Source organism: Roseibium polysiphoniae (assembly GCF_014842925.1).
In the GTDB taxonomy this organism is placed as follows: Bacteria; Pseudomonadota; Alphaproteobacteria; order Rhizobiales; family Stappiaceae; genus Roseibium; species Roseibium polysiphoniae.
The window spans coordinates 652,243-671,963 of sequence record NZ_JACYXJ010000003.1 but is presented as its reverse complement, the minus strand read 5'-3'; the positions used below and the strand labels follow the sequence as shown (position 1 = coordinate 671,963).

Annotated in this window: 18 protein-coding genes; 11 read left to right on the top strand and 7 right to left on the bottom strand. The window is 57.6% G+C overall.

From position 1 onward, the window contains the following. Window positions 1-97: 97 nt before the first annotated feature. Together IG617_RS10120 and IG617_RS10115 are read right to left on the bottom strand one after the other, a co-directional pair. A protein-coding gene (locus IG617_RS10120; protein WP_192109081.1) for an IS3 family transposase occupies window positions 98-1,197 on the bottom strand; the annotation gives its coding sequence in 2 pieces (ribosomal slippage) (window positions 98-936 and window positions 936-1,197; 1,101 coding nt in all). Window positions 1,198-1,445: 248 nt separating this feature from the next. Next, window positions 1,446-3,872, bottom strand: coding sequence for a M10 family metallopeptidase C-terminal domain-containing protein (locus IG617_RS10115; RefSeq protein WP_192109080.1), 2,427 nt, complete (start codon window positions 3,870-3,872; stop codon window positions 1,446-1,448). A gap of 339 nt (window positions 3,873-4,211) precedes the next feature. Here IG617_RS10115 and IG617_RS10110 point away from each other — a divergent pair, with 339 nt between their 5' ends. Next, entirely contained in the window at window positions 4,212-5,237 is a 1,026-nt protein-coding gene (locus IG617_RS10110; RefSeq protein WP_192109079.1) for a capsular polysaccharide export protein, LipB/KpsS family, read from the top strand. A 257-nt stretch (window positions 5,238-5,494) separates the two neighbouring features. On the opposite strand, the gene IG617_RS10105 is transcribed toward IG617_RS10110, so the two are convergent. The 5 genes from IG617_RS10105 to IG617_RS10085 all read right to left on the bottom strand — a co-directional run bounded on the left by IG617_RS10105 (window position 5,495) and on the right by IG617_RS10085 (window position 10,352). Beyond that, window positions 5,495-6,196 carry an aspartate/glutamate racemase family protein gene (locus IG617_RS10105; protein ID WP_192109078.1) on the bottom strand — a complete coding sequence of 234 codons (702 nt, stop codon included), beginning with the start codon at window positions 6,194-6,196 and terminating at the stop codon, window positions 5,495-5,497. 5 nt (window positions 6,197-6,201) lie between these two features. Beyond that, on the bottom strand, window positions 6,202-7,041 hold the full coding sequence (locus IG617_RS10100) for an ABC transporter permease (RefSeq protein WP_153768559.1): 840 nt from the start codon (window positions 7,039-7,041) through the stop codon (window positions 6,202-6,204). A 1-nt stretch (window position 7,042) separates the two neighbouring features. Then, on the bottom strand, window positions 7,043-7,918 hold the full coding sequence (locus IG617_RS10095; protein WP_192109077.1) for an ABC transporter permease: 876 nt from the start codon (window positions 7,916-7,918) through the stop codon (window positions 7,043-7,045). An 83-nt stretch (window positions 7,919-8,001) separates the two neighbouring features. Further along, window positions 8,002-9,294: an ABC transporter substrate-binding protein gene (locus IG617_RS10090; RefSeq protein WP_192109076.1), complete on the bottom strand. Its 1,293-nt coding sequence runs from the start codon at window positions 9,292-9,294 to the stop codon at window positions 8,002-8,004. Window positions 9,295-9,359: 65 nt separating this feature from the next. Beyond that, entirely contained in the window at window positions 9,360-10,352 is a 993-nt protein-coding gene (locus IG617_RS10085; protein ID WP_192109075.1) for an ABC transporter ATP-binding protein, read from the bottom strand. A gap of 256 nt (window positions 10,353-10,608) precedes the next feature. Between IG617_RS10085 and IG617_RS10080 the strand changes: the two genes are divergently transcribed. The 10 genes from IG617_RS10080 to IG617_RS10035 all read left to right on the top strand — a co-directional run bounded on the left by IG617_RS10080 (window position 10,609) and on the right by IG617_RS10035 (window position 19,595). Further along, entirely contained in the window at window positions 10,609-11,346 is a 738-nt protein-coding gene (locus IG617_RS10080) for a GntR family transcriptional regulator (RefSeq protein ID WP_192109074.1), read from the top strand. A 71-nt stretch (window positions 11,347-11,417) separates the two neighbouring features. Continuing rightward, window positions 11,418-13,037 (top strand): Na/Pi cotransporter family protein, encoded by a 1,620-nt coding sequence (locus IG617_RS10075; RefSeq protein ID WP_192109073.1) that lies wholly within the window; start codon window positions 11,418-11,420, stop codon window positions 13,035-13,037. A 104-nt stretch (window positions 13,038-13,141) separates the two neighbouring features. After that, entirely contained in the window at window positions 13,142-14,206 is a 1,065-nt protein-coding gene (locus tag IG617_RS10070) for a LacI family DNA-binding transcriptional regulator (RefSeq protein ID WP_192109072.1), read from the top strand. Window positions 14,207-14,245: 39 nt separating this feature from the next. Then, the gene (locus tag IG617_RS10065; protein WP_209008383.1) at window positions 14,246-15,241 is read left to right on the top strand and encodes an ABC transporter substrate-binding protein; all 996 of its coding nucleotides are present in this window, start codon (window positions 14,246-14,248) and stop codon (window positions 15,239-15,241) included. Between the two features lie 62 nt (window positions 15,242-15,303). Continuing rightward, window positions 15,304-16,107 (top strand): ABC transporter permease, encoded by an 804-nt coding sequence (locus IG617_RS10060; protein ID WP_192109071.1) that lies wholly within the window; start codon window positions 15,304-15,306, stop codon window positions 16,105-16,107. Window position 16,108: 1 nt separating this feature from the next. Continuing rightward, the gene (locus tag IG617_RS10055) at window positions 16,109-16,900 is read left to right on the top strand and encodes an ABC transporter permease (protein ID WP_192109070.1); all 792 of its coding nucleotides are present in this window, start codon (window positions 16,109-16,111) and stop codon (window positions 16,898-16,900) included. Beyond that, window positions 16,897-17,916 (top strand): ABC transporter ATP-binding protein, encoded by a 1,020-nt coding sequence (locus IG617_RS10050; RefSeq protein ID WP_192109069.1) that lies wholly within the window; start codon window positions 16,897-16,899, stop codon window positions 17,914-17,916. The genes IG617_RS10055 and IG617_RS10050 overlap by 4 nt, the downstream gene beginning before the upstream one ends. A gap of 17 nt (window positions 17,917-17,933) precedes the next feature. Continuing rightward, window positions 17,934-18,746: a phosphodiesterase gene (locus IG617_RS10045; RefSeq protein ID WP_192109068.1), complete on the top strand. Its 813-nt coding sequence runs from the start codon at window positions 17,934-17,936 to the stop codon at window positions 18,744-18,746. Between the two features lie 151 nt (window positions 18,747-18,897). Beyond that, a complete protein-coding gene (locus tag IG617_RS10040) occupies window positions 18,898-19,293 on the top strand; it encodes a phage holin family protein (RefSeq protein WP_192109067.1) in 396 nt (131 codons plus the stop codon). Continuing rightward, complete coding sequence (locus IG617_RS10035; protein WP_192109066.1) at window positions 19,290-19,595, top strand: hypothetical protein; 306 nt, start codon at window positions 19,290-19,292, stop codon at window positions 19,593-19,595. The genes IG617_RS10040 and IG617_RS10035 overlap by 4 nt, the downstream gene beginning before the upstream one ends. The last annotated feature ends 126 nt before the right edge of the window (window positions 19,596-19,721 follow it).

Sequence of the window (19,721 nt, the reverse complement as noted above, 5' to 3'; positions counted from 1 at the left end):
CCCTTTGAATTGGTCCACCCCTATAGTTAGGAAAATGGAGGATGACCTGCTCCCCTTGTTTGGACCACCCGGCCGGCAATTTTCCGGGTGTTAAGGCTCAGGGCGGAAAAGCCGCCTTTGGGCCGTTTATCAGCGATATCGGTGACTTGTTTCCGATTGCGCTATGGGGACGAACTTCGTTGTAGTCCCTACGCCATTCCTCCATTTTGGACCGGGCGTCGTCAAGGCTCATGAACCAGTGCGTGTTCAAACATTCAGCTCGGAACTTGCCATTGAAGCTCTCAATAAAGGCGTTATCCGTTGGTTTTCCAGGTCGAGAGAAGTCAAGGATAACGTCCTTTTGATACGCCCACAAATCCAGATCGCGCGAGATGAATTCCGACCCTTGATCGACACGGATCGACTTGGGGTAGCCGATTTTCCGACATACCTGTTCAAGTGTCTGAACCACGTCTTCTCCGCGGTAGCTGAAGCGAGGGTCGGTTGCCGGTGAGAACCGCGAGAACGTGTCCACGATGGTCAGGATCCTGATCTTGCGGCCCGTCACCAATTGATCATGCACGAAGTCCATTGCCCATGTTTCATTGCTGTGCGTCGCCTCCATGCGATCCTCCCGCAGTTTGGCTTTTACACGACGTTTGGGCGTTTTGTTCCGCAATTGAAGACCCATCTCATTGTAGAGCCGGTACACACGCTTGACATTTACTGGCCAGCCTTCCCGGCGCAACAGGACATGAATACGCCTGTAACCATACCGTACTCGCGTCTGTGCGATCTCTTTGATACGCCTCTTGAGTTCGGCCTGGTCATCGCCACAAGGTCGATAATGGTAGCTCGATCTCTGGGCTACCAGAACGCCGCAAGCACGACGAATGCTGATACCCCAGATCGTTCGCAGATCATCAACCAGTTCCCGGCGACGAGCAGGCCTTAGAGCTTTCGTTTGAGAACGTCCTGCAACATCGCCTTGTCCAACGAGAGATCAGCCACCAGCCGCTTTAGCCTGGCATTCTCTTCATCGAGCATCTTCAGACGCTTCATCTCAGAAGGCATCAAACCAGCGTACTTTTTGCGCCAGTTGTAGAACGTCGCCTCAGCGATCCCGGCCTTCCGGCATACTTCGGCGATACTCGTGCCATCTTCAACCTGCTTTAGCACAAACGCTATCTGCGCATCTGTGAACTTGCTCTTCTTCATGGAACTCTCCTTCTCCCGCACTCGGGATCATAAATGGAAAATTCCAGCTCAAAATGGTCCAGCATTCGGGGCAGGCTCAAAATGCCGATGATATGCTCGCCAACGAATCTCGTTTGCTTGATTGTCCGTCGTCAAGTCGCGTCGATCTCCAATCGCTATTCGCCAAAAATGCAGAAGCAGCTGAGCGTCAGTTATCGCCTAAAACGCGAAGTTACATCTATCAGCGTTTGAAGTCGCTATCGAGAAACCTAAACGAAAGCGAAATCGTCTGACGAAAGGAGATTGTAGTCGAAATTCTGAATCAGTATGGAGTTGCTCGCAAAGGTCAAAATCGCGTCAGCACCACTGTCGGAAACGGCAAGATCAACGAAGGATGTTAAGCCCAGACCGATACGAATTATATCAAACCCGTCTTCGAAATCTGTAATGGTATCTGCTTCACCAGCGGTCAGAAACAAAAACGTATCGCTACCACTGCCGCCGGTAAGAGTGTCGTTTCCTTGGTCGCCTCTGATAACGTCGTCACCGTCACCGCCATCTAGGGTATCGTTACCTGTGTGACCACTAAGGTAGTTCCTGACCCAGCTGCCGATGATGATGTCGTCATATTTGGAGCCGAAAACCTGTTCGATGCCAGAGAGCGTATCACCTTCCGCATGGCCACCGGTTTCCGTCAAGCCGTCGTCGAGGTTCACCGTCACTGCGGTATTCGAATTGTCATAATAAGCCCAGTCGTTTCCTAACCCGCCAACGAGTGTATCGGCCCCAGCATCGCCGCGGAGGATGTCATGTCCGCTACCGCCATTGAGCGTGTCGTCGCCATTGTGTCCACTGAGAAAGTTATTGCCACTATCGCCAGTGATGGTGTCCCTGTGCTGTGAGCCGAGAACACGCTCGATACCGGAGAGCGTGTCACCTTGGGCATGGCCACCACTCTCGGCCAGGCCATCGCCGAGATTAACGGTCACAGCGGCATTGGAGTTGTTGTAAAACGCCCAGTCATTCCCGGCGCCTCCAATGAGGGTATCGGCACCGGCCTCGCCGCGGAGGATATCGTGGCCGCTGCCGCCATTGAGCGTGTCGTCGCCATTGTGTCCGCTGAGGTAATTGTTGGCGGTGTCGCCTGTAAGTGTGTCGTTGTACTGCGAGCCGAGAACACGCTCGATGCTTAAGAGCACGTCGCCTTGGGCATGGCCACCGGTTTCGGCGAGGCCGTCACCAAGGTTTACCGTGACTGCAGCATTTGAGTTGTTATAAACGGCCCAGTCAAACCCGCCGCCGCCATTGAGCGTATCCGCACCGGCATTGCCGGTAAGCATATTATTCAATCCATTCCCCACCAGCGTATCGTCCCCACTCCACCCGATCGCATTTTCTATCGCAGATCCACGGGAGATCATCAAATTCCCGGTGTAGCCTCTAACGCTGGAGATAGCTTCTTCGCGCAGGTCGATGGTCTGGTTGGCGGATGAGTTGCTGAAGTCGAGCGTATCCTTGCCACCGTCATCGACAATTGTGTAGGTGATGTAGGTATTCAAGCCACTGATCTGCGCCATGAGGTCGTCGGAATTGGCGTTATCGCCATAGGTGGTGTTACCCGTCCGAGTGTTGCCCGCGGTGCCGTAGAGATTGCGGATCGCGATGATATCCGCGATCTGCGGCGTGATCGCATAGGCCAGACTCGCATTGATGTATGTGTTTTCGCTCTGGCTGAAGTACGACATGATCGACGCCTGCCAGGAGTCATTCACATAGTGATTGTCGACACCATATGTCGCGGAGCCATTGTAGTTGCCGCCGTGGCCGAGACCCAGCGCGTGGCCAATTTCATGGATATAGGTCTGGAACGAATAAGTGTTGAGCCCTGTACCGTAGTAGTCGACCCAGCCCGTCCCGACATTCACATAGGAATAGGTGATGTTCGAGCCGCTGACAGACGACCAGCTGTAGGCGCTGTCGGCATCACCATCGCCGAACTCCATTTGGGCGCTGCCACTCGTGAAGGAAAAATTCAGGCCCGTCGCATCCGACCAGAGCGCCAGGGCGTTTTGGGCCAGCTGCTGGTCTGCTGCCCGCAAACTCGTGATATTGACCGAAATCGTCCCGCCAACCGCAACGTTAAAGGCACGCTGGGCACCACCGTTGTACTGCCCAAAGCCGTCTGTGAGTTGATCGGCAATCTGGTCGTTTGAAAAAACGGACGGCGTATATGGATTTAGATCGAGAGTGTAGTTTCCAGCATAGGTGTCCCCAAAGGAGGCTGCCCCGAGAAAATAAGTGCCGCTCGTACTTGCTGTAAACCGAAGGGCCGAGTTGTATCCCGTGCCGCCATCATCGTCAGAGGCGATCTGATTTCCGGAAGAATCGTACAGCCGCAAATAGGCGTCAGCCAAAGGCGAGGCACCTGTTCCGGTCAGTTCAATGCTGTAGCTTTGCCCGCCAACAAGAGTGACTGCAACCCAATCGCGGTCACCGGCGGACAGGGATCCGGCAAAGGCGTCGCCAACATTCATCGAGTAGGAGGTCGCGACGCTGGCGGCCGCATCACCACTTTCGACAAGCGCCGCCTTCAGGATGAAGTTACCGTCTGATGGTGACTTGCTTTCCTCGCAAACGAAGCCTGCAACCGTAGACGTTTTGGGCTCGATCCCGAGCGCTTGGCAAAGCTGACACATCGTTCTTCATTCCATTTCACCGACAGACGAAACATGCCCTAACGGCATTGCCCAAAGGTTAACGGCGATTAATGGATTTGAGGATTTCACCTGAGTGATGTGACAGAAAGACCAGTTCACTTCCTCGTATCATGATGGGCTCATCGGCAACGCTTGGCAGCGCATCGGTTTCTGAACCAGGAAACGGAAGACTCTAAAGCCTCGTCACGTTGCGGTAGCGGGCGGAAGATGTCACAGAGAAGCACGCTCAGACACATGTGGCGGGGAGCGCCTGGCGGCTCGCTCCGTCCGCGGCTGAAGTGATCGAATGTAGCAAAAGAAATCTGGATTGACGCTTTTATGAAGATCGGACTGGCAACCTCAGGACTTTGGCAGCTCAAAGAGGCCATTGAACTAATTTCGGGATATGAGGCAGGGCGTCCGGGTCTTTTCGGCTGGTCCCTGGATGCGATTGCGGGCTGGGGCCACAAACCGACCGCCGCAAGGGCGCGCAAGATCGCTGCCAAACGCGGTCTGCCTTATCTGGCATTTGAGGATGGGTTCCTGCGGTCTGTTCGCCCGGGCAATGACGAGAAGCCACTCTCTCTGGTTCTGGACAAAAGCGGAATCTATTACGATGCACGCCAGCCAAGTGATCTGGAACGTCACATTCATCAGCAGATCGCGAAGCCGACGTCGCATAACAGAGTTCACGAAGCGATCAATCTGCTCAGGTCCAAGCACCTTTCAAAATACAACAGCTTCACGGTCTCAGACATATCTGATCTCCAACTGCGGTCGGCGGACCGGCAGGACCGCGTTGTTGTCGTCGACCAGACGGTAGGTGACGCGTCGATCCCGGGTGCCTTTGCAGAAGAGCAAACATTCCTCTTGATGCTCCAGACAGCCATTCGTGAGAACCCGGAGGCCGAGATCCTCATCAAGGTCCACCCGGAAACGATGATCGGTCGGAAGGCCGGACACTTCACGCCTGAAACCTTGCACTCAATCGAGCAGACCGACCCGGTCTGCGCCCGAGCCCTTAAAGAAAACCGGCTGCGGCTTACGCCTGAACCCATCAATCCCTGGGCCCTGCTGGAAGGCTGTTCCAAGGTCTATTGCGTCTCCAGCCAGCTGGGCTTTGAAGCCTTATTGGCCGGTTGTGAGGTTCATACGTTCGGCGTGCCCTTCTATGCCGGCTGGGGCCTTACTCAGGAACGCAACACCAAGAAAGTGAACCGGCGCGAGCCGGCCTCTCTCGAGGCCTTGTTCGCAGCGGTTTACTTCGACTACAGCCATTATCTTGAGCATGACCCGGTTCGAGAAATCTCCTTCGCGGAAGCTGTCGACCATCTGGAAGCGCGCATTCGGAATGCTGACTCCTAAAGGCCCCTGCCCTTTTCAACCCGCGACATTAAAGGGAACCGTCCCCGCTCCCCGAATGCGCCGAGGCTATCGCCTGCCGACGCTGTAAACCGGCGCGTCTAAAAAACTCCTCATGGTCCCGAAGTCTGACTGTCCCACAAATTGTCCCTCAAACTGTCCCACAATTTTCAGGATTGAATTTTTATCTCATTGTTTTAATTGGTGTTTTATTAAAAATCGACGCCTGCTGCCGGCACCACTTTTGTAAAAATAATAGATCAATGTGCCGCTGAACAGCGTCCAAGTCGGGCGGTTGCAGGTAGGGCTTCTGCCAGACCTATGGCGGCGGCGACGCCGTCGATGACGGGCACCTGAAACTGGTCGGAGAGCTCATTGGCGAGGTCGGCCATGCCGGCGCAGCCAAGCACGATGGCGCCAATGTCGTCTGCAGCCAGAGCGCTGGACATTTCCGCCGTGATCCTGCTGCGCGCATCACTTCCGGCATCTTCAAGATCCAGAACGGGAACATCTGACGCACGGACTTTCGCGCAGCGACGGGCGAGCCCGTTTCGCGCAAGATTGTCTTCAAGAACGGGAATGGAAACCGAAAGTGTGGTCACGATCGAAAAGCGTTCGACGAGGAGGGAAGCCATGTGGCAGGCCGCTTCGCCGATGCCGATCACTGGCACGCTGCACCGGCTTTTCAGCTGCCAAACCCCGGTGTCATCGAAACAGGCGATGATCACCGCGTCGATCCCCGGATCGCCCGAAAGCGTCGCATCGACCAGAGCCAGAAGCCCGGGAAGCGCAGCGTCTCCGTCGGCCGCACCCTGAATAGCCGCCGGACCATGGGTTGGATTGATCGCCGTGATACGGGTCTCGACCCCTGCGACCGCGCGCGCCGCCTCGCCAATCTTTCGCGTCATCGATGCGGTCGTGTTCGGATTGATCACCAGGAAATGACGTGCGCCCTGCTGCATGGAGCTCACACCAGTCCCGAACCGGCGTCGGATCCGCTTTTTGTCCTCCGGCGCCGCAGGATGACGACCACCAGCAGAAAGGTGCCGATGATCGCGAAGGAAAAGACGGTTGTGAGCGTGCCCAGCGCATAGAGGACCGGCGATGTGACATTGGTCGTCATGCCGAAAATTTCCAGCGGCAAAGTGTTATAGGACCCGGCTGTCAGCAGCGTGCGCGCAAATTCGTCATAGGAAAGCGTGAAGCCGAAGAGCGCCACCCCGATCAGCATCGGAGCGATGATCGGCAGGACCACATGGCGCACGGTCTGCCACGGCGACGCCCCCAGATCTCGCGCCGCTTCCTCATAGGATTTGTCGAAGCGATTGAACACGGCAAACATGATCAGAAGACCAAACGGCAGCGTCCATGTCAGCTGGGAACCGAAACCGGATGTGGCCCAGTGCACCTCGAGATCCAGAATGTTGAAGATCAGGCCGACCCCCAGCGACACTAGGATGGATGGGATGATCAGGCTGGCGATGATCAGATAAAACAGCACCGTGGAACCACGAAACCTCCGGCGGAAAGCCAGCCCGCCCATGACCGACAGGACCACGGTGACGCTCATGACCATGAGGCCGAGCGCGAAGGATCGACGGAAGGATCCCCAGATGTCGCCAACCGCCTGCTGCTCGAAGAGGTCGAAGAACCAGTGCAGCGAAACCCCGTTCATCGGAAAGGTCAGCCCGCCCCTTGGTCCCTGGAACGACAGAATTCCGATGGTGATGACCGGGCCGTAGAGGAAGATCACGAACAACGTGAAAAACGCTGCAAGAAGATAAAAAGAGCGGGAACGCGGCTCCATCTCAGAGCTCCTTGCGAATGTCGACAAAGCGCATCATGACGCCGATCATCAGGAGAACCGTGCACAGAAGCACCACGGACGAGGCAGCTGCTGCTGGATACTGCAAGAGCGATATTTCGTTGGAAATGATCCGGCCGACCGAAGCGCTCTGCCCCCCGGACATGTGGCGTACGGTGATGAAATCCCCCATCACCAGGGTAACGACAAAGATCGAACCGATCATGATCCCCGGCTTGGCCAGCGGAATGATGACATTTGTCAGGATCTGAAAGCCGCTGGCACCTGCATCGCGCGCCGCTTCAATCAGAGACTTGTCGATCCGCATCATCGTGTTGAAGATCGGTACAACCATGAACAACGCATATAGATGAACGAAGGCAAGGACGACCGCGAAGTCAGAGTAGAGAAGCCATTCCAGCGGCTCATCGATGATGCCGAGGTGAATAAGGCTGGAATTTGCAATTCCATTGCGACCAAGGAACGGGATCCAGGAGATCATGCGAATGATGTTCGAGGTCCAGAACGGAATGGTGCACACCAGAAAAAGGGCGACCTGCGCCGGCAAGGACTGAACGTGGAACGCCAGGAAATAGGCCACCGTAAAGCCGATCCCCGCGCAAAATATCCAGGTCAGCACCATGAATTTAAGGGTTTTCAGGTAGGTCGCCCAGGTGACAGCCGAGGTCAGGTGAAAGGCGTAATTGTCGAGAACGAAGTCGGGGAAAAACGACCACTCATTGTAGTTCCAGAAGCTGACCGTCACGATGGTGAGGATCGGCAGCAGCAGAAAGAACCCGAGAACGCAGGTCAGCGGCGTCACCAGCAGCCAGCTGATGCGCTCTGCGCGCTTGGACGGGTCGGTCTTTGTCTTGGTCATGGGCTACAATGTCGGCCTGAATGAAAGTGAGGGTCCCTGCCCGGCAATGTGCCGGACAGGGAGAGTTGTACGTTCGGAGGGCCTTAAGCCGCGATGAACTCGTTCCACTTGCGAACCATGTACTGGTTCTCGTCCATGACGGCGTTCCAGCAGGCAACAGAGCCCATGCGGTCGTAGAAGGATCCGCCATCGCGCACTGCGCCGGCTTTTTCCATGACGTCGCCAAATGGGTTCTTGATATCGCCTTCTGCAGGTTTTCCCTCGAACCAGAAGCCCCACTCGTCTTCGCTCATGAAGTTCTTGGAGGTTTCCGGCACAGCGGAGTAATAGCCTTGGCGCATCAGGAAGCCGCCGACCCAACCGTCGAGATACCAGTTGATGTACTCGTAGGCTGCCTCAAGTTCGAGGCCGGAGAGGTTCTTCGACAGACCAAGTCCGCCGCCCCAGGAGCGGTAGCCTTCCTTCAGCGGCTGATAGACACACGGAATGCCCTTCGAGCGAACAGCGGTGATTGCCGGTGACCACATGGACTGGATGACGACTTCGCCGGAAGCCATCAGGTTGACGCTCTCATCGAAAGACTTCCAGAACGCGCGGAACTGACCGTTCTTCTTGGCTTCCGTGAAGATGCCAAGCGTCATGTCGATCTCTTCCTTGGTCATGTTGCCCTTGTCGGGATAGGTGTACTCTCCCATCGCCTCGACAACCATGGCCATATCCATGATGCCGATGGAAGAGATGTCCAGGATCGATGCCTTGCCCTTGAACTCCGGGTTCAGCAGCTCGGCCCAGGTGTCGATCGGACGGCCGATGAGGTCAGGGCGAATACCCAGGGTATCAGCGTTGTAGATCGTCGGGATCAGAGTCATCCAGCCGGATTCTTCCTGGACGAAATCCTTGCCGTCCGGGCCGGAGGTGAAGCCAACCGTATGGGGCGCGGTGCCCTGGGCGATGACGCTTTCCGGTGTCAGCTTGCCGCTCTTGAACGTGCCGACAATCTTGTCGTAGTTCTTGATCTTGGAGGTGTCCATCGCCTGCAGATTGCCGGCGCCCCAGACCTTCTTACAGATCCAGTATTCGATATCGGCGATGTCGAAGGACTTTGGCTGAGTGGCAGCGCGCTGTGTGACGCTGTCACTGTCGAGTGCGGTCATCTCGAGGGTAAAACCAAGATCTTCCTTAACTTTCTGAGCGACCTCATTGATGTTGGACACGCCGGTGCCGAACTGGCGCAGGGTGACATCCTTGATGTTTTGAGCCCAGATGGTCGGGAAGCCGGTCACAGCGCCCGAACCGATGGCTGCGCCCGCGGCTGCGGCGCCGCCCTTCAAGATGCTGCGGCGGCTGAGGCCCTTGTTTTCGATCTGCTTAGTCATAACGTCTTCTCCAATTCCCCTGTTAGGTTTTTGTGCCGGCGTCCCAAGCCGGCGTTTCCGGCAGCTCACGCTGCCAAAGCATGCGCATCCTCCCGCTTCCAACCGAGGAAGACGGTGGTGCCGATTTCAATCGGGTCTGCAAAAAAGGCTGCGTCCGGCAGCGATGCCGTCAGATCGCCAGCACTGCCCGCGTCCAGAGCGAGATTGACGGTCGAACCGAGGTATTCGACGTCCTTGACCGCAGCGCTGAGAATGGCATCGCCCTCCCCTGCGGTTCGGGCCACGTTGAGCTTGTCGGCTCGCACTGCGACCGGAGACCCACCAACCTGCAGAACATTGTGTCCACCAATGAACTTCGCGACGAATTCGGTCCGAGGCGCGTTGAACACATCGCGCGGCGATCCGGCCTGCTCGATCTGGCCGCCGTTCATGACAATGATGTCGTCGGCAAGGGCCAGCGCTTCGTCCTGGGAGTGGGTCACATGGATGAACGAGATGCCGAGCTCGCGTTGAAGGCGCTTCAGCTCCAGTCGCATCTTGATCCGCAAAAAGGGATCGAGCGCTGAAAGCGGCTCATCGAGCAGCAGGACGGACGGTTCCGTGATCAAGGCGCGCGCGAGGGCAACACGCTGCTGCTGCCCCCCTGACAACTGATCAGGCAGCCGGTCGGCATAGGCCGTCATGTCGACCAGATCGAGCAGCTCCATCGCCCGCGTCAAGCGGACCGACCGCTCGACGCCCTTCATTTTCTGGGAGAAGGCCACATTGTCGGCGACACTGATGTGCGGAAACAGGGCATAGTTCTGGAACATCATGGCAGTGCCGCGTCCGGCGGGCGGCAGATCGGTGATATTGGCATCACCCAGAAGAATGTCGCCCTCGCTGACATGTTCATGGCCAGCAATCATCCGCAAGGTCGAGGACTTTCCGCAGCCGGAGGGACCCAGAAGACAGGAGTAGGTTCCCGCCTGGAACTTGTGATTGATGGCGTCGACCGCGGTCGTTTCGCCGTATCGCTTTGTGGTGGCTACAAGTTCAAGGCTTAGGTTCTTTGGCATAATGTGGGGCTCTCGGGTGCCGGACAGTCAACGACCCGCTAGATTGCAACCGCTATGCCAACTCCACTGTTTGGCTGAAACCAGCCATTTCAAGGCCCATCCAGGGATGTACGGGAACTCCGCCGGGGTTCCAAGTGCACAATTATTAGTCTTATCGAATACGAATTAGACAATAATTGTATACGATAATCATTGCGTGCATGTTTGATCGGATTATGCTGAGTTCCATGATCAACACTTTGCGCAAACACGCCCCATGACCCAACCACTTCGCGATCCCAACCACGTCACAGCCGGAGGGCTGCACGGCATCTTCCCGCTCCCCGCAGGACGAACGCTGGACATTTGCCTGAAGCTTCACACAGCGATCCTCGAACATCGGCTGGCGCCTGGCGTGAAACTGTCTGAAGACGAGGTTGGCGAGATCTATGGTGCAAGCCGAACCGTCGTCCGCGCGGCCCTTCAGGCCCTGGCCCATTCCGGAATGGTCACCATCGAGAAGAACCGCGGCGCATTCGTCGCCAGGCCGTCCATTCGTGAAGCGCATGAAGTGTTCGAGGCCCGCGCTTTGATCGAACCGCGCATTGCCCGCATGGCGGCCACCACCGCGAGCGAAGCCGATCTACGAGGCCTCCAGGCGCATATCGATGCAGAGCATGAAGCCATTGCCGCAGGCGACATGGGCAAGGCCCTTTCACTTTCAGGCCTGTTCCACACCGCCATCGCCGATATTTCAGACCATCAGGTCTTGGCCAACATGGTTCGCTCCCTGATTTCAAGATCGTCCCTGATTATCGCCCTTTACTGGAAGCGGCCGGATACGGCCTGCGAAAGTCACTCGCACCACGCGCTGATGAAGGCTTTTGCCGAACGCGATGCCACCGCCGCCGAAGAGATTCAGAAAAGCCACATCATCGACCTTCATTCAGGTCTCAACCTGACAGAGCGGCCGCATCATGACGGGTCCCTCAAGGACATCCTCGCGGACACGTAGAACTTCTTACAGCGTCGATTTTCCAGCCTGTTCTATTGCAGCATCTGCCGGAAAAGGCGCATGATTACAAAATGATATTCAGTTTCCTGTCGGCACTGGGAGGTGTTGGCCTTTTCCTTCTCGGCATGTTGATGCTGACCGAGGGTTTAAAGACCCTGGCTGGCACGAGAATGCGCGAGGTTCTGGCAAGGTTCACCGCAACACCGCTGTCAGGCGCAACGACAGGCGCGCTGACAACAGCCGCCATCCAATCCTCCAGCGCCACGACGGTCACTGCAGTCGGTTTCGTAGCCTCCGGACTTCTCACCTTCCCTCAGGCACTTGGCATCATTTTCGGCGCCAACATCGGCACCACACTCACCGGCTGGCTCGTTGCGATCCTCGGCTTTCAGCTTGATCTGGGTGAACTTGTGCTGCCGCTGGTTTTTGTCGGCGCCCTGCTCCGACTGGCCGCTCGCGGCAGGGTCGCGATGTTGGGACAGGCCCTCGCCGGTTTCTGTCTTCTCTTCATCGGCATTGATTACATGAAGGATGGCATGACCGCCTTCCAGGGCGTGGTGACGCCGACAGACTTTCCCGCAGATACGCTCTTCGGCCGCCTGCAGATGGTTGCGATCGGCGTTCTGATTACCCTCGTCACACAATCCTCCAGCGCCGGTGTCGCGACGGCCCTTGCCGCTTTGGGAGCAGGTGCCATCAACTTCCCCCAGGCTGCAGCTCTCGTGATCGGCATGGATGTCGGCACCACGTTCACGGCGGTCCTCGCAACAGTCGGCGGCGGCACCATGGCCAAGCGCACAGGCTTCGCGCATGTGATCTACAACGTGCTCACGGGCCTGATGGCGTTCCTCCTCGTCGGGCCCTTCACCGCGCTCGTCTCCCCGACCCTCGGCGCCGGAAACCAACAGGTCGCGCTGGTCGCTTTCCACAGTCTGTTCAATTTCCTCAGCGTCATCCTTGTGCTTCCTTTCACAAAACCCTTCGCCCGCTTGGTGGAAGCCTTGGTGCCAGAAAAAGGCCACGCGCTTACAAAGTCTCTGGATCCCGTGGTGCTGCGCGACCCGAAAGCGGCAGTCGAACTGGCCATCACCGCCGTCGACCAACTGTCCAGAGCGGTCACTGATCACCTTTGTGCCGAGATCGGAACATCGCCGCCAATCGCGGAGGAAACCTACGACAGTCAGGAACTCGAAAAGGCGCTGAGCCAAACCCGCGACTTTCTCGACCAGATCAAGATACCCGCAGATAGCAAGGAGCTTTCAGAAAAGAGCAAAGGCATGTTCCATGCGCTCGATCATCTGGAGCGCTTGCTCTACCGCTCGAACCAGGCTGAGCGGATCGCAGCGCTTGAGGAAGACAGGCAGCTGTTGCGCCTCAAGCGCCTTCTTGCCAGCACGGCTTTGCAGCATGCCCGACCTGAGAACCCTGAAGCCTGCGAAACCCTGCTCGACCGGCTCCGCAGGTTGATGCGCCGTCAGCGAAAAGTGCGCCGCGACAAGATTGTGTCCGACGCCGTCACGGGCGCAATTTCGGACGAGGATGCTCTCATCCGGCTTGACGCGCTCCGCTGGCTGCAAAGGGTCGCCTACCATCTGTGGCGTATCCGGCTGCACTTGAATGCATTTGAAGAGGACTCAAAGCCCGTCACTTCCCCTAAGGAAGACGCGAAGCTCAAAAGTGCTTTCGACTGACGGCAGCAGATTGCCGGTTCCGGCGCCCACTTTCATCAAAGTGACATTCGGCCAGTGTAGGTGTGACTGGAAACGTTTCCAGAGACCTTTGAAAGCTGCCTGTCTTGAAACCTCGCCTGCCCACAATCAAGGACGTTGCCGACCGGGCCGGATGCGGCATTGCAACGGTCAGCCGTGTGCTGAACCAGAAAGGTCCGGCCAGCGCGGACACGCGGGAAAAGGTCCTGGCGGCGGCAAATGACCTTGGCTTCGAATTCAACGCCCTTGGCCGCTCCCTGCAGTCGAGCTCGACCAAGACCATCGGCTGCGTCGTGCCATCGCTCGCGAACCCCGTGTTCGCGGATGTTGTTCAGGCAGCCCAACAGGAAGCCAACGCTGCCGGCTACCAGCTGATCCTGGCCTGCTCTGAATATGATGACGAGTTGGAAACCAGCGCCATTAGAACCTTGCTTGCAAAGCGGGTCGACGGACTGATTGCGACCGTCAACAGCGCAGAAAACAGCCTGGGCCTTGGTCTGCTGAGGTCAAACGGCCTGCCATGCAGCCTCGTCTACAATCGTAAAGTCATGGGCCTGCCGACCTGGGCAGTGGATAACGGCGCGGCCGCTGCGCGCGTCGCACAAGCCTTCGCCTGCGAAGGCCATCGCAACACCGGCTTCCTGGCTCTTCGGTTCAATCGGTCAGACCGGTCTCGCGAGCGACATCAAGGCTATGCAAAAGCCTGCCGAGACTCGGGAATGGCACCACCTGTCCTCTTGGAAATCGAGGAACAGGACGGCAATCTGCTGGAGTTGCTTGGCGCCCTTTTGAGCGAGCACAGGTTCCTGACCGGAATTTTCGCTTCAAATGATTTCCTGGCACTTGCCGCCATGAAGGCTGCTCGTGACCTGGGCCTTCGTATCCCAGACGACCTGTCGCTGATTGGCTTCGACGGCATTTCCACCGGCCTGATCGTCGATCCCAATCTCGCGACCATCGAGACCGACCCCCGCGCTATGGGGCGCGGTGCCGTTCAGACAGTGTTGGCTGAAATTTCAGGCGATGAAAAGCCGGCACAACCAGATCCGGCCCAGACTTTCCGTTTCCGGCCAGGCGGCACTCTCGGGCCGCCCCCAGCTGGAAGAATGGATGACAGAGAAGCGGCAACTTCTCTGTCATCTACAGCGTAACCCCGAGAACTTGCTGAGTTGCTTCAGGAGAACACTGACATGAAACGTACACTTTTCGTTATGGCGATGACAATGGCCGCCGTGCTTCCGGCACAGGCTGAAGATGCAGTTTGCTACAACTGCCCTCCACAGTGGGCTGATTGGGCGTCCATGCTGGAAGCCATCGACGACAAGCTTGGTATCAAGCTGCCCCATGACAACAAGAACTCCGGCCAGACCATGAGCCAGCTTCTTGCCGAAAAGGAAGCACCGGTTGCAGACGTCGCTTACTACGGTGTCACGACTGGCATCAAGGCTGGCAACGAAGGCATCGTGACCGCCTACAAGCCAACCGGTTTCGATGAAATTCCTGCTGGCCTGAAGGACCCTGAAGGCAAGTGGTTTGCCGTTCACTACGGCACGCTCGGCTTCTTCGTAAACGTCGACGCCCTCGCCGGCGCCCCGGTTCCCCAGTGCTTTGCAGATCTGAAAAAGCCTGAATACCGCGGCATGGTTGGCTATCTCGATCCGTCTTCCGCATTCGTGGGCTATGCTGGCGCAGTTGCCGCCAACCTTGCATTCGGCGGCGATCTGGAAAACTTCGACCCGGCGATCACCTACTTCAAGGACCTGGCCAAGAACGACCCGATCGTTCCCAAGCAGACATCCTACGCCCGCGTCGTGTCCGGCGAAATTCCGATCCTCTTCGACTATGACTTCAACGCTTACCGCGGCAAGTACGAAGAAGACGGCAATTTCGAATTCGTTCTGCCGTGCGAAGGCTCCGTTCGCGTTCCTTACGTGATGAGCCTGGTCAAGGGCGCGCCGCATGAGGAAACCGGCAAGAAGGTTCTGGACTTCATCCTGTCCGACGAAGGCCAGGCCATCTGGACCAACGCCTACCTTCAGCCGTCCCGTCCGGTTGAACTGCCGGCCGCAGTCGCCGAGAAGTTCCTCCCGGCCAGCGATTATGCCCGCGCAGTTGCGGTCGATTACGCCCATATGGAACGCGCCCAAGCTGGCTTTGGCGAGCGTTACCTGAACGAAGTCAAGTAACTTCGTGACCTGGCCAGCCGGCGCATACTCGCGCCGGCTGGCCATCTCCGGATAGTCCAAACATGTCCCTTCGTCTCTTTGTGGCCGCTTGCCTCGTTCCCCTGGCGATCTTCACGCTCGCGTTTCTTGCGCTGCCGTTGATCCGCCTGGTTCAGGCCTCTGCGGAATCCCCCGCTGGCTGGCAGATCTATCTTCAGATCCTGCAAACGCCGCGCTATCTGGAAACCCTGCTGAACACCGTGCTGGTCTCGCTCGCAGTCAGCTTGCTGGCCTTGATCATATCCACGACTGCCGGTCTGTTTCTCGCGCGAAACCAGTTCTTCGGCAGGGGTCTGCTCCTGTCGGTGCTGACACTTCCGCTTGCATTTCCAGGCGTCGTCATCGGTTTCCTGATCATCCTGTTGGGCGGCCGGCAAGGACTGGTGAACCAACTGCTGCCCGGGCATGTGGTTTTCGCCTATTCGCTCCTCGGCCTCTTTCTCGGATATCTCTATTTCTCAATCCCGCGGGTTCTTCTGACCGTCATGGCAGCCGTTGAAAAACTTGACCCTGCGCTGGAAGAGGCAGCCCGGACCCTTGGGGCGTCGCCAATGCGCATTGTCATCGACGTGCTCTTGCCCGGCCTAGCGCCATCCCTTGTTGCCGCTGGCGCTATCGCCTTTGCCACCGCGATGGGCGCATTCGGCACGGCCTTCACACTGGCGACCAACATCGATGTGTTGCCCATGGTCATCTACACCGAGTTCACGCTTTCAGCGAACATCGCCATGGCATCAGCGCTTTCAATTCTTCTGGGACTGGTGACCTGGAGCCTGTTGCTCATCGCCCGCAGCCTTGCAGGCACGACCGTGCCGGCAGGAGGATAAAATGCAGCGTCGCCTCACCTGGCATTTGCAGCTCTGGGTCACTTTGCTGACCGCTGCCTTCCTCATCGTCCCCGCGATCCAGTCCATCCTTGCGGGCCTGACAGTCAACTACTTCAGGGGATTGTCGTCCGGCCTCACCTTGAAATGGCTTGGCCAGGTTTGGGAACTCTATGCGGACAGCATCTTCCTATCGCTCTGGCTGGCATTCACCTGTTTGATCGCAACGCTCGTGATCGGTGTACCCGCAGCCTATGCGCTGGCCCGAAATCCTGGCCGCATCTCGCGCGCTCTCGAGGAGTTCATCTCCCTGCCCCTGGCCGTTCCCGGTCTCGCACTCGCCCTGGCCTTGCTGCAGCTCTATGGCACCATGAAGGGCTTTAGAACTTCATGGGCCTTCATCCTGGTCGGTCATGTGCTCTACACCCTGCCTTTCATGGTGCGTTCAGTCCTGGCCGTGCTCGCGGCAATGGACTTCAAAACCCTTGAGGAAAGCGCCGCCACCCTCGGCGCGACGCCCTTCACCCGGTTCCGCACGATCGTTGTTCCCAACGCCATGCCGGGCATTCTGGCGGGGGCCCTAACCGTGGTGACGCTCTCCATTGGCGAATTCAACCTCACCTGGATGCTGCATACCCCCTATCTGAAAACCCTGCCGGTCGGCCTGGCCGACAGCTATGCCTCCATGCGTCTCGAGATTGCCTCCGCCTACACGCTCATTTTCTTCGTGATGATCGTCCCTCTGCTCATGGCCATGCAATGGGCCTCTGCCCGAGCGCAAAGGATCGCCCAATGACCACCCGGATCGAAAACGCGGCGAAGACCTTTGCCGACGGGACCCGCGCACTGAAACCCACCAGTCTGACCGTGGAGCAAGGCGAGATCCTCTCCTTGCTCGGCCCATCTGGCTGCGGCAAGACGACATTGCTGCGGATCATCGCCGGGCTGGAACAACCTGACGCCGGCACCCGCCTCGTGTTCGGGGACGCGGATGTCACGGAGATGGCAGTAGAGCGTCGCAACGTCGGCATGGTTTTCCAATCCTACGCACTCTTTCCGAACATGTCGGTTCGCGCGAACATCGGCTACGGACTGAAGGTGCGGCAGGTTCCCAAATTGGAACGCGGCAAACGTGTGGATGAATTGCTCGAGCTCTGCCGCCTGACTGAACAAGCGACGCGGCCCGTGACCGCCCTTTCCGGTGGCCAAAGACAGCGCGTGGCGCTCGCCCGGGCCATGGCGCCCCGTCCGCGCATCCTGTTGCTCGACGAACCTTTGTCCGCGTTGGACGCAGCACTGCGTGATCAGCTTCGTGATGAGCTTGCTGCCATGCTGCGCGAGTTCAGAATCTCGGCGGTTTTCGTCACGCACGACCAGGGCGAAGCCATGGCCATCGCCGATCGCATCGCGGTCATGTCAGAGGGAACCTTGCAGCAGATCGGAACGCCGGAAGAGCTGTATCACGCCCCCACCTCCGACTTCGTTGCCCGCTTCATTGGAAACGCCATGCCGCTGAATGGCCAGCGCGTTGGCAATGACCTCCTCTTGCCCGGAGGCAAGCTCGACGTGTCAGACGTTGCGAACGACAAGCAGATCTACGTCCGCGCAGAAAACATAAAGGTCGATGACACAGGCCCGCTGACAGGAACCGTCGAAACCATCACCTTTTCTGGCGGCCACTATAGGCTCGGAATACGTGGCGTCGTCGCCGATGGTGCGCTTGTTCATGCCCATCTGCGAAGCCGCACAACGCCAAAGCGCGGCCAACAGGTACGCCTGTCGATAGATCCATCTCACCTCATTCTTGTTTAAGAGCTGTTGCCAATCGCATGACTAAAATTCTTCAGATCACGGACACCCATATCGTCCCCAAGGGCCAGCTCGCCTATCAGCAGGTCGATACCTCGACGGCATTGGCGAAGACCGTTGCGACCATCAACCGGATCGTGGATCAGCTCGGACCGATCGACCTCGTTTTGGTCACCGGTGATTTGACCGAGCACGGCAACGCCGAGGAATACGAACTGTTTCGACAGCTCATGGACCCGCTCAAGATTCCCTATCAGGCTGTGCCGGGAAACCACGACAAGCGGAACGCCATGCGTGCAGCTTTCGCAGACGCCGACTGGATGCCACGAGCGGGTGACCTGAACTGGCACCTGGACCTGGAACAATTCTCGGTTCTTGGCCTCGATAGTCTTGTTGAAGACAAGGCTCACGGCGCTCTGACAGACGAGACCATTTCCTTCGTCTCCACCCACCTTGATCACTTGAACGGCCAACCGGTCCTGATTGGGTTTCATCACCCGCCATTCGAAGTCGGCATTGCGCCCATGGACGCGCAGAACCTTCGCGAGACCGAAGCTTTCAGCCAGGCAATCTCGGGCTATCACGGAGAGATCCGCCTCGTGTGCGGTCACCTCCATCGCTCGATTGTCGGCTCTTTCGCCGGTCATATTTGCCAAGTTTGCCCGGGAACCTCTCACGCGGTCACCCTGGATCAACGTGAAAATTCTGAAAACAGCCTGACCATGGAACCCGGCGCTTTCATGCTCCACGAGTGGCGCGAAGATCGCTTCCTGAGTCACTGGCTGCCGGTCGGCGACTTCGAAGGCCCATACCCTTTTCTCGGGGTTTCCTGACCGAAATCGTGGCCAGAGACGCCTGACCGGGTCACATATCGATGGAACCCGGGCCAGTCCTGCGCATTAGTTGACCAAGCCCGACCGCCGATGCTTGTTTTGTACCATCCGGCGTTCGACCTGCCAAAGCTTGGAACCGAAGGCTGGGAAAATGCTTGGATCAGAGCCGTTTCAAACGGAAAAAACACTCATCTCGGACCTGTTCCGGGAGGTTTTACAGCTCCTGCGCGGCGAGGTCCGCCTGGCAAAGGCGGAAGTTCAGGAAAAGCTCGGCACCGCCAAGAATGGCCTGGCGCTGATCGCAGTCGCGCTTGTCCTTGCCCTGCCCACTCTTTTCATTTTGATGTTTGCGGGGGTTTACGGCTTGATCGCTGCCGGACTGAGCCCAGCCCTTTCCGCGCTGAGCGTTGGCGCCGCCGGATTGCTTGTCTCTGGCCTTTTGGCTTGGCTGGGACTGACGAAGCTCTCACTTGAGCATCTGACACCGACCCGCACACTTGACCAGCTCAAGCAGGACCGGGCACTGATTGAGGAGTTGGTCAAATGAAGACGAAGCAAGATCTGTCACCAGACGCCCTTGAATCCGAGTTGGAGGACACCCGCCGTAAAATCGCCGCGCTCGCCTCGATCGCGACCGAGCAACTGGCTCCCCGCGCGGTGGCCGCCAGAGCGATCAAAGCCGAGACGCGGCGCCGCGCGGACCGCTACGTTGGAAACGCCAAAAGTGTCTTGGGCAGCCATCCGGTCGCCAGCGCCCTCGCCTTTTGCTCTCTCGGCGCAATGATTTACCTGGGCGTGCGTGACCACAACGGACGCAAGTCTGATCGACTTTCAGGCAGCACATCGTAAAACCACCAAGACGCATTAGGTTTCGTAAAACAAGACCAAAAGCCCGGGCAACACGCCCGGGCTTTTTTACTTCACACAGAGAACTATAAAAGCATCAAATTAAAATTGAAAATCAGGAACTTCTCT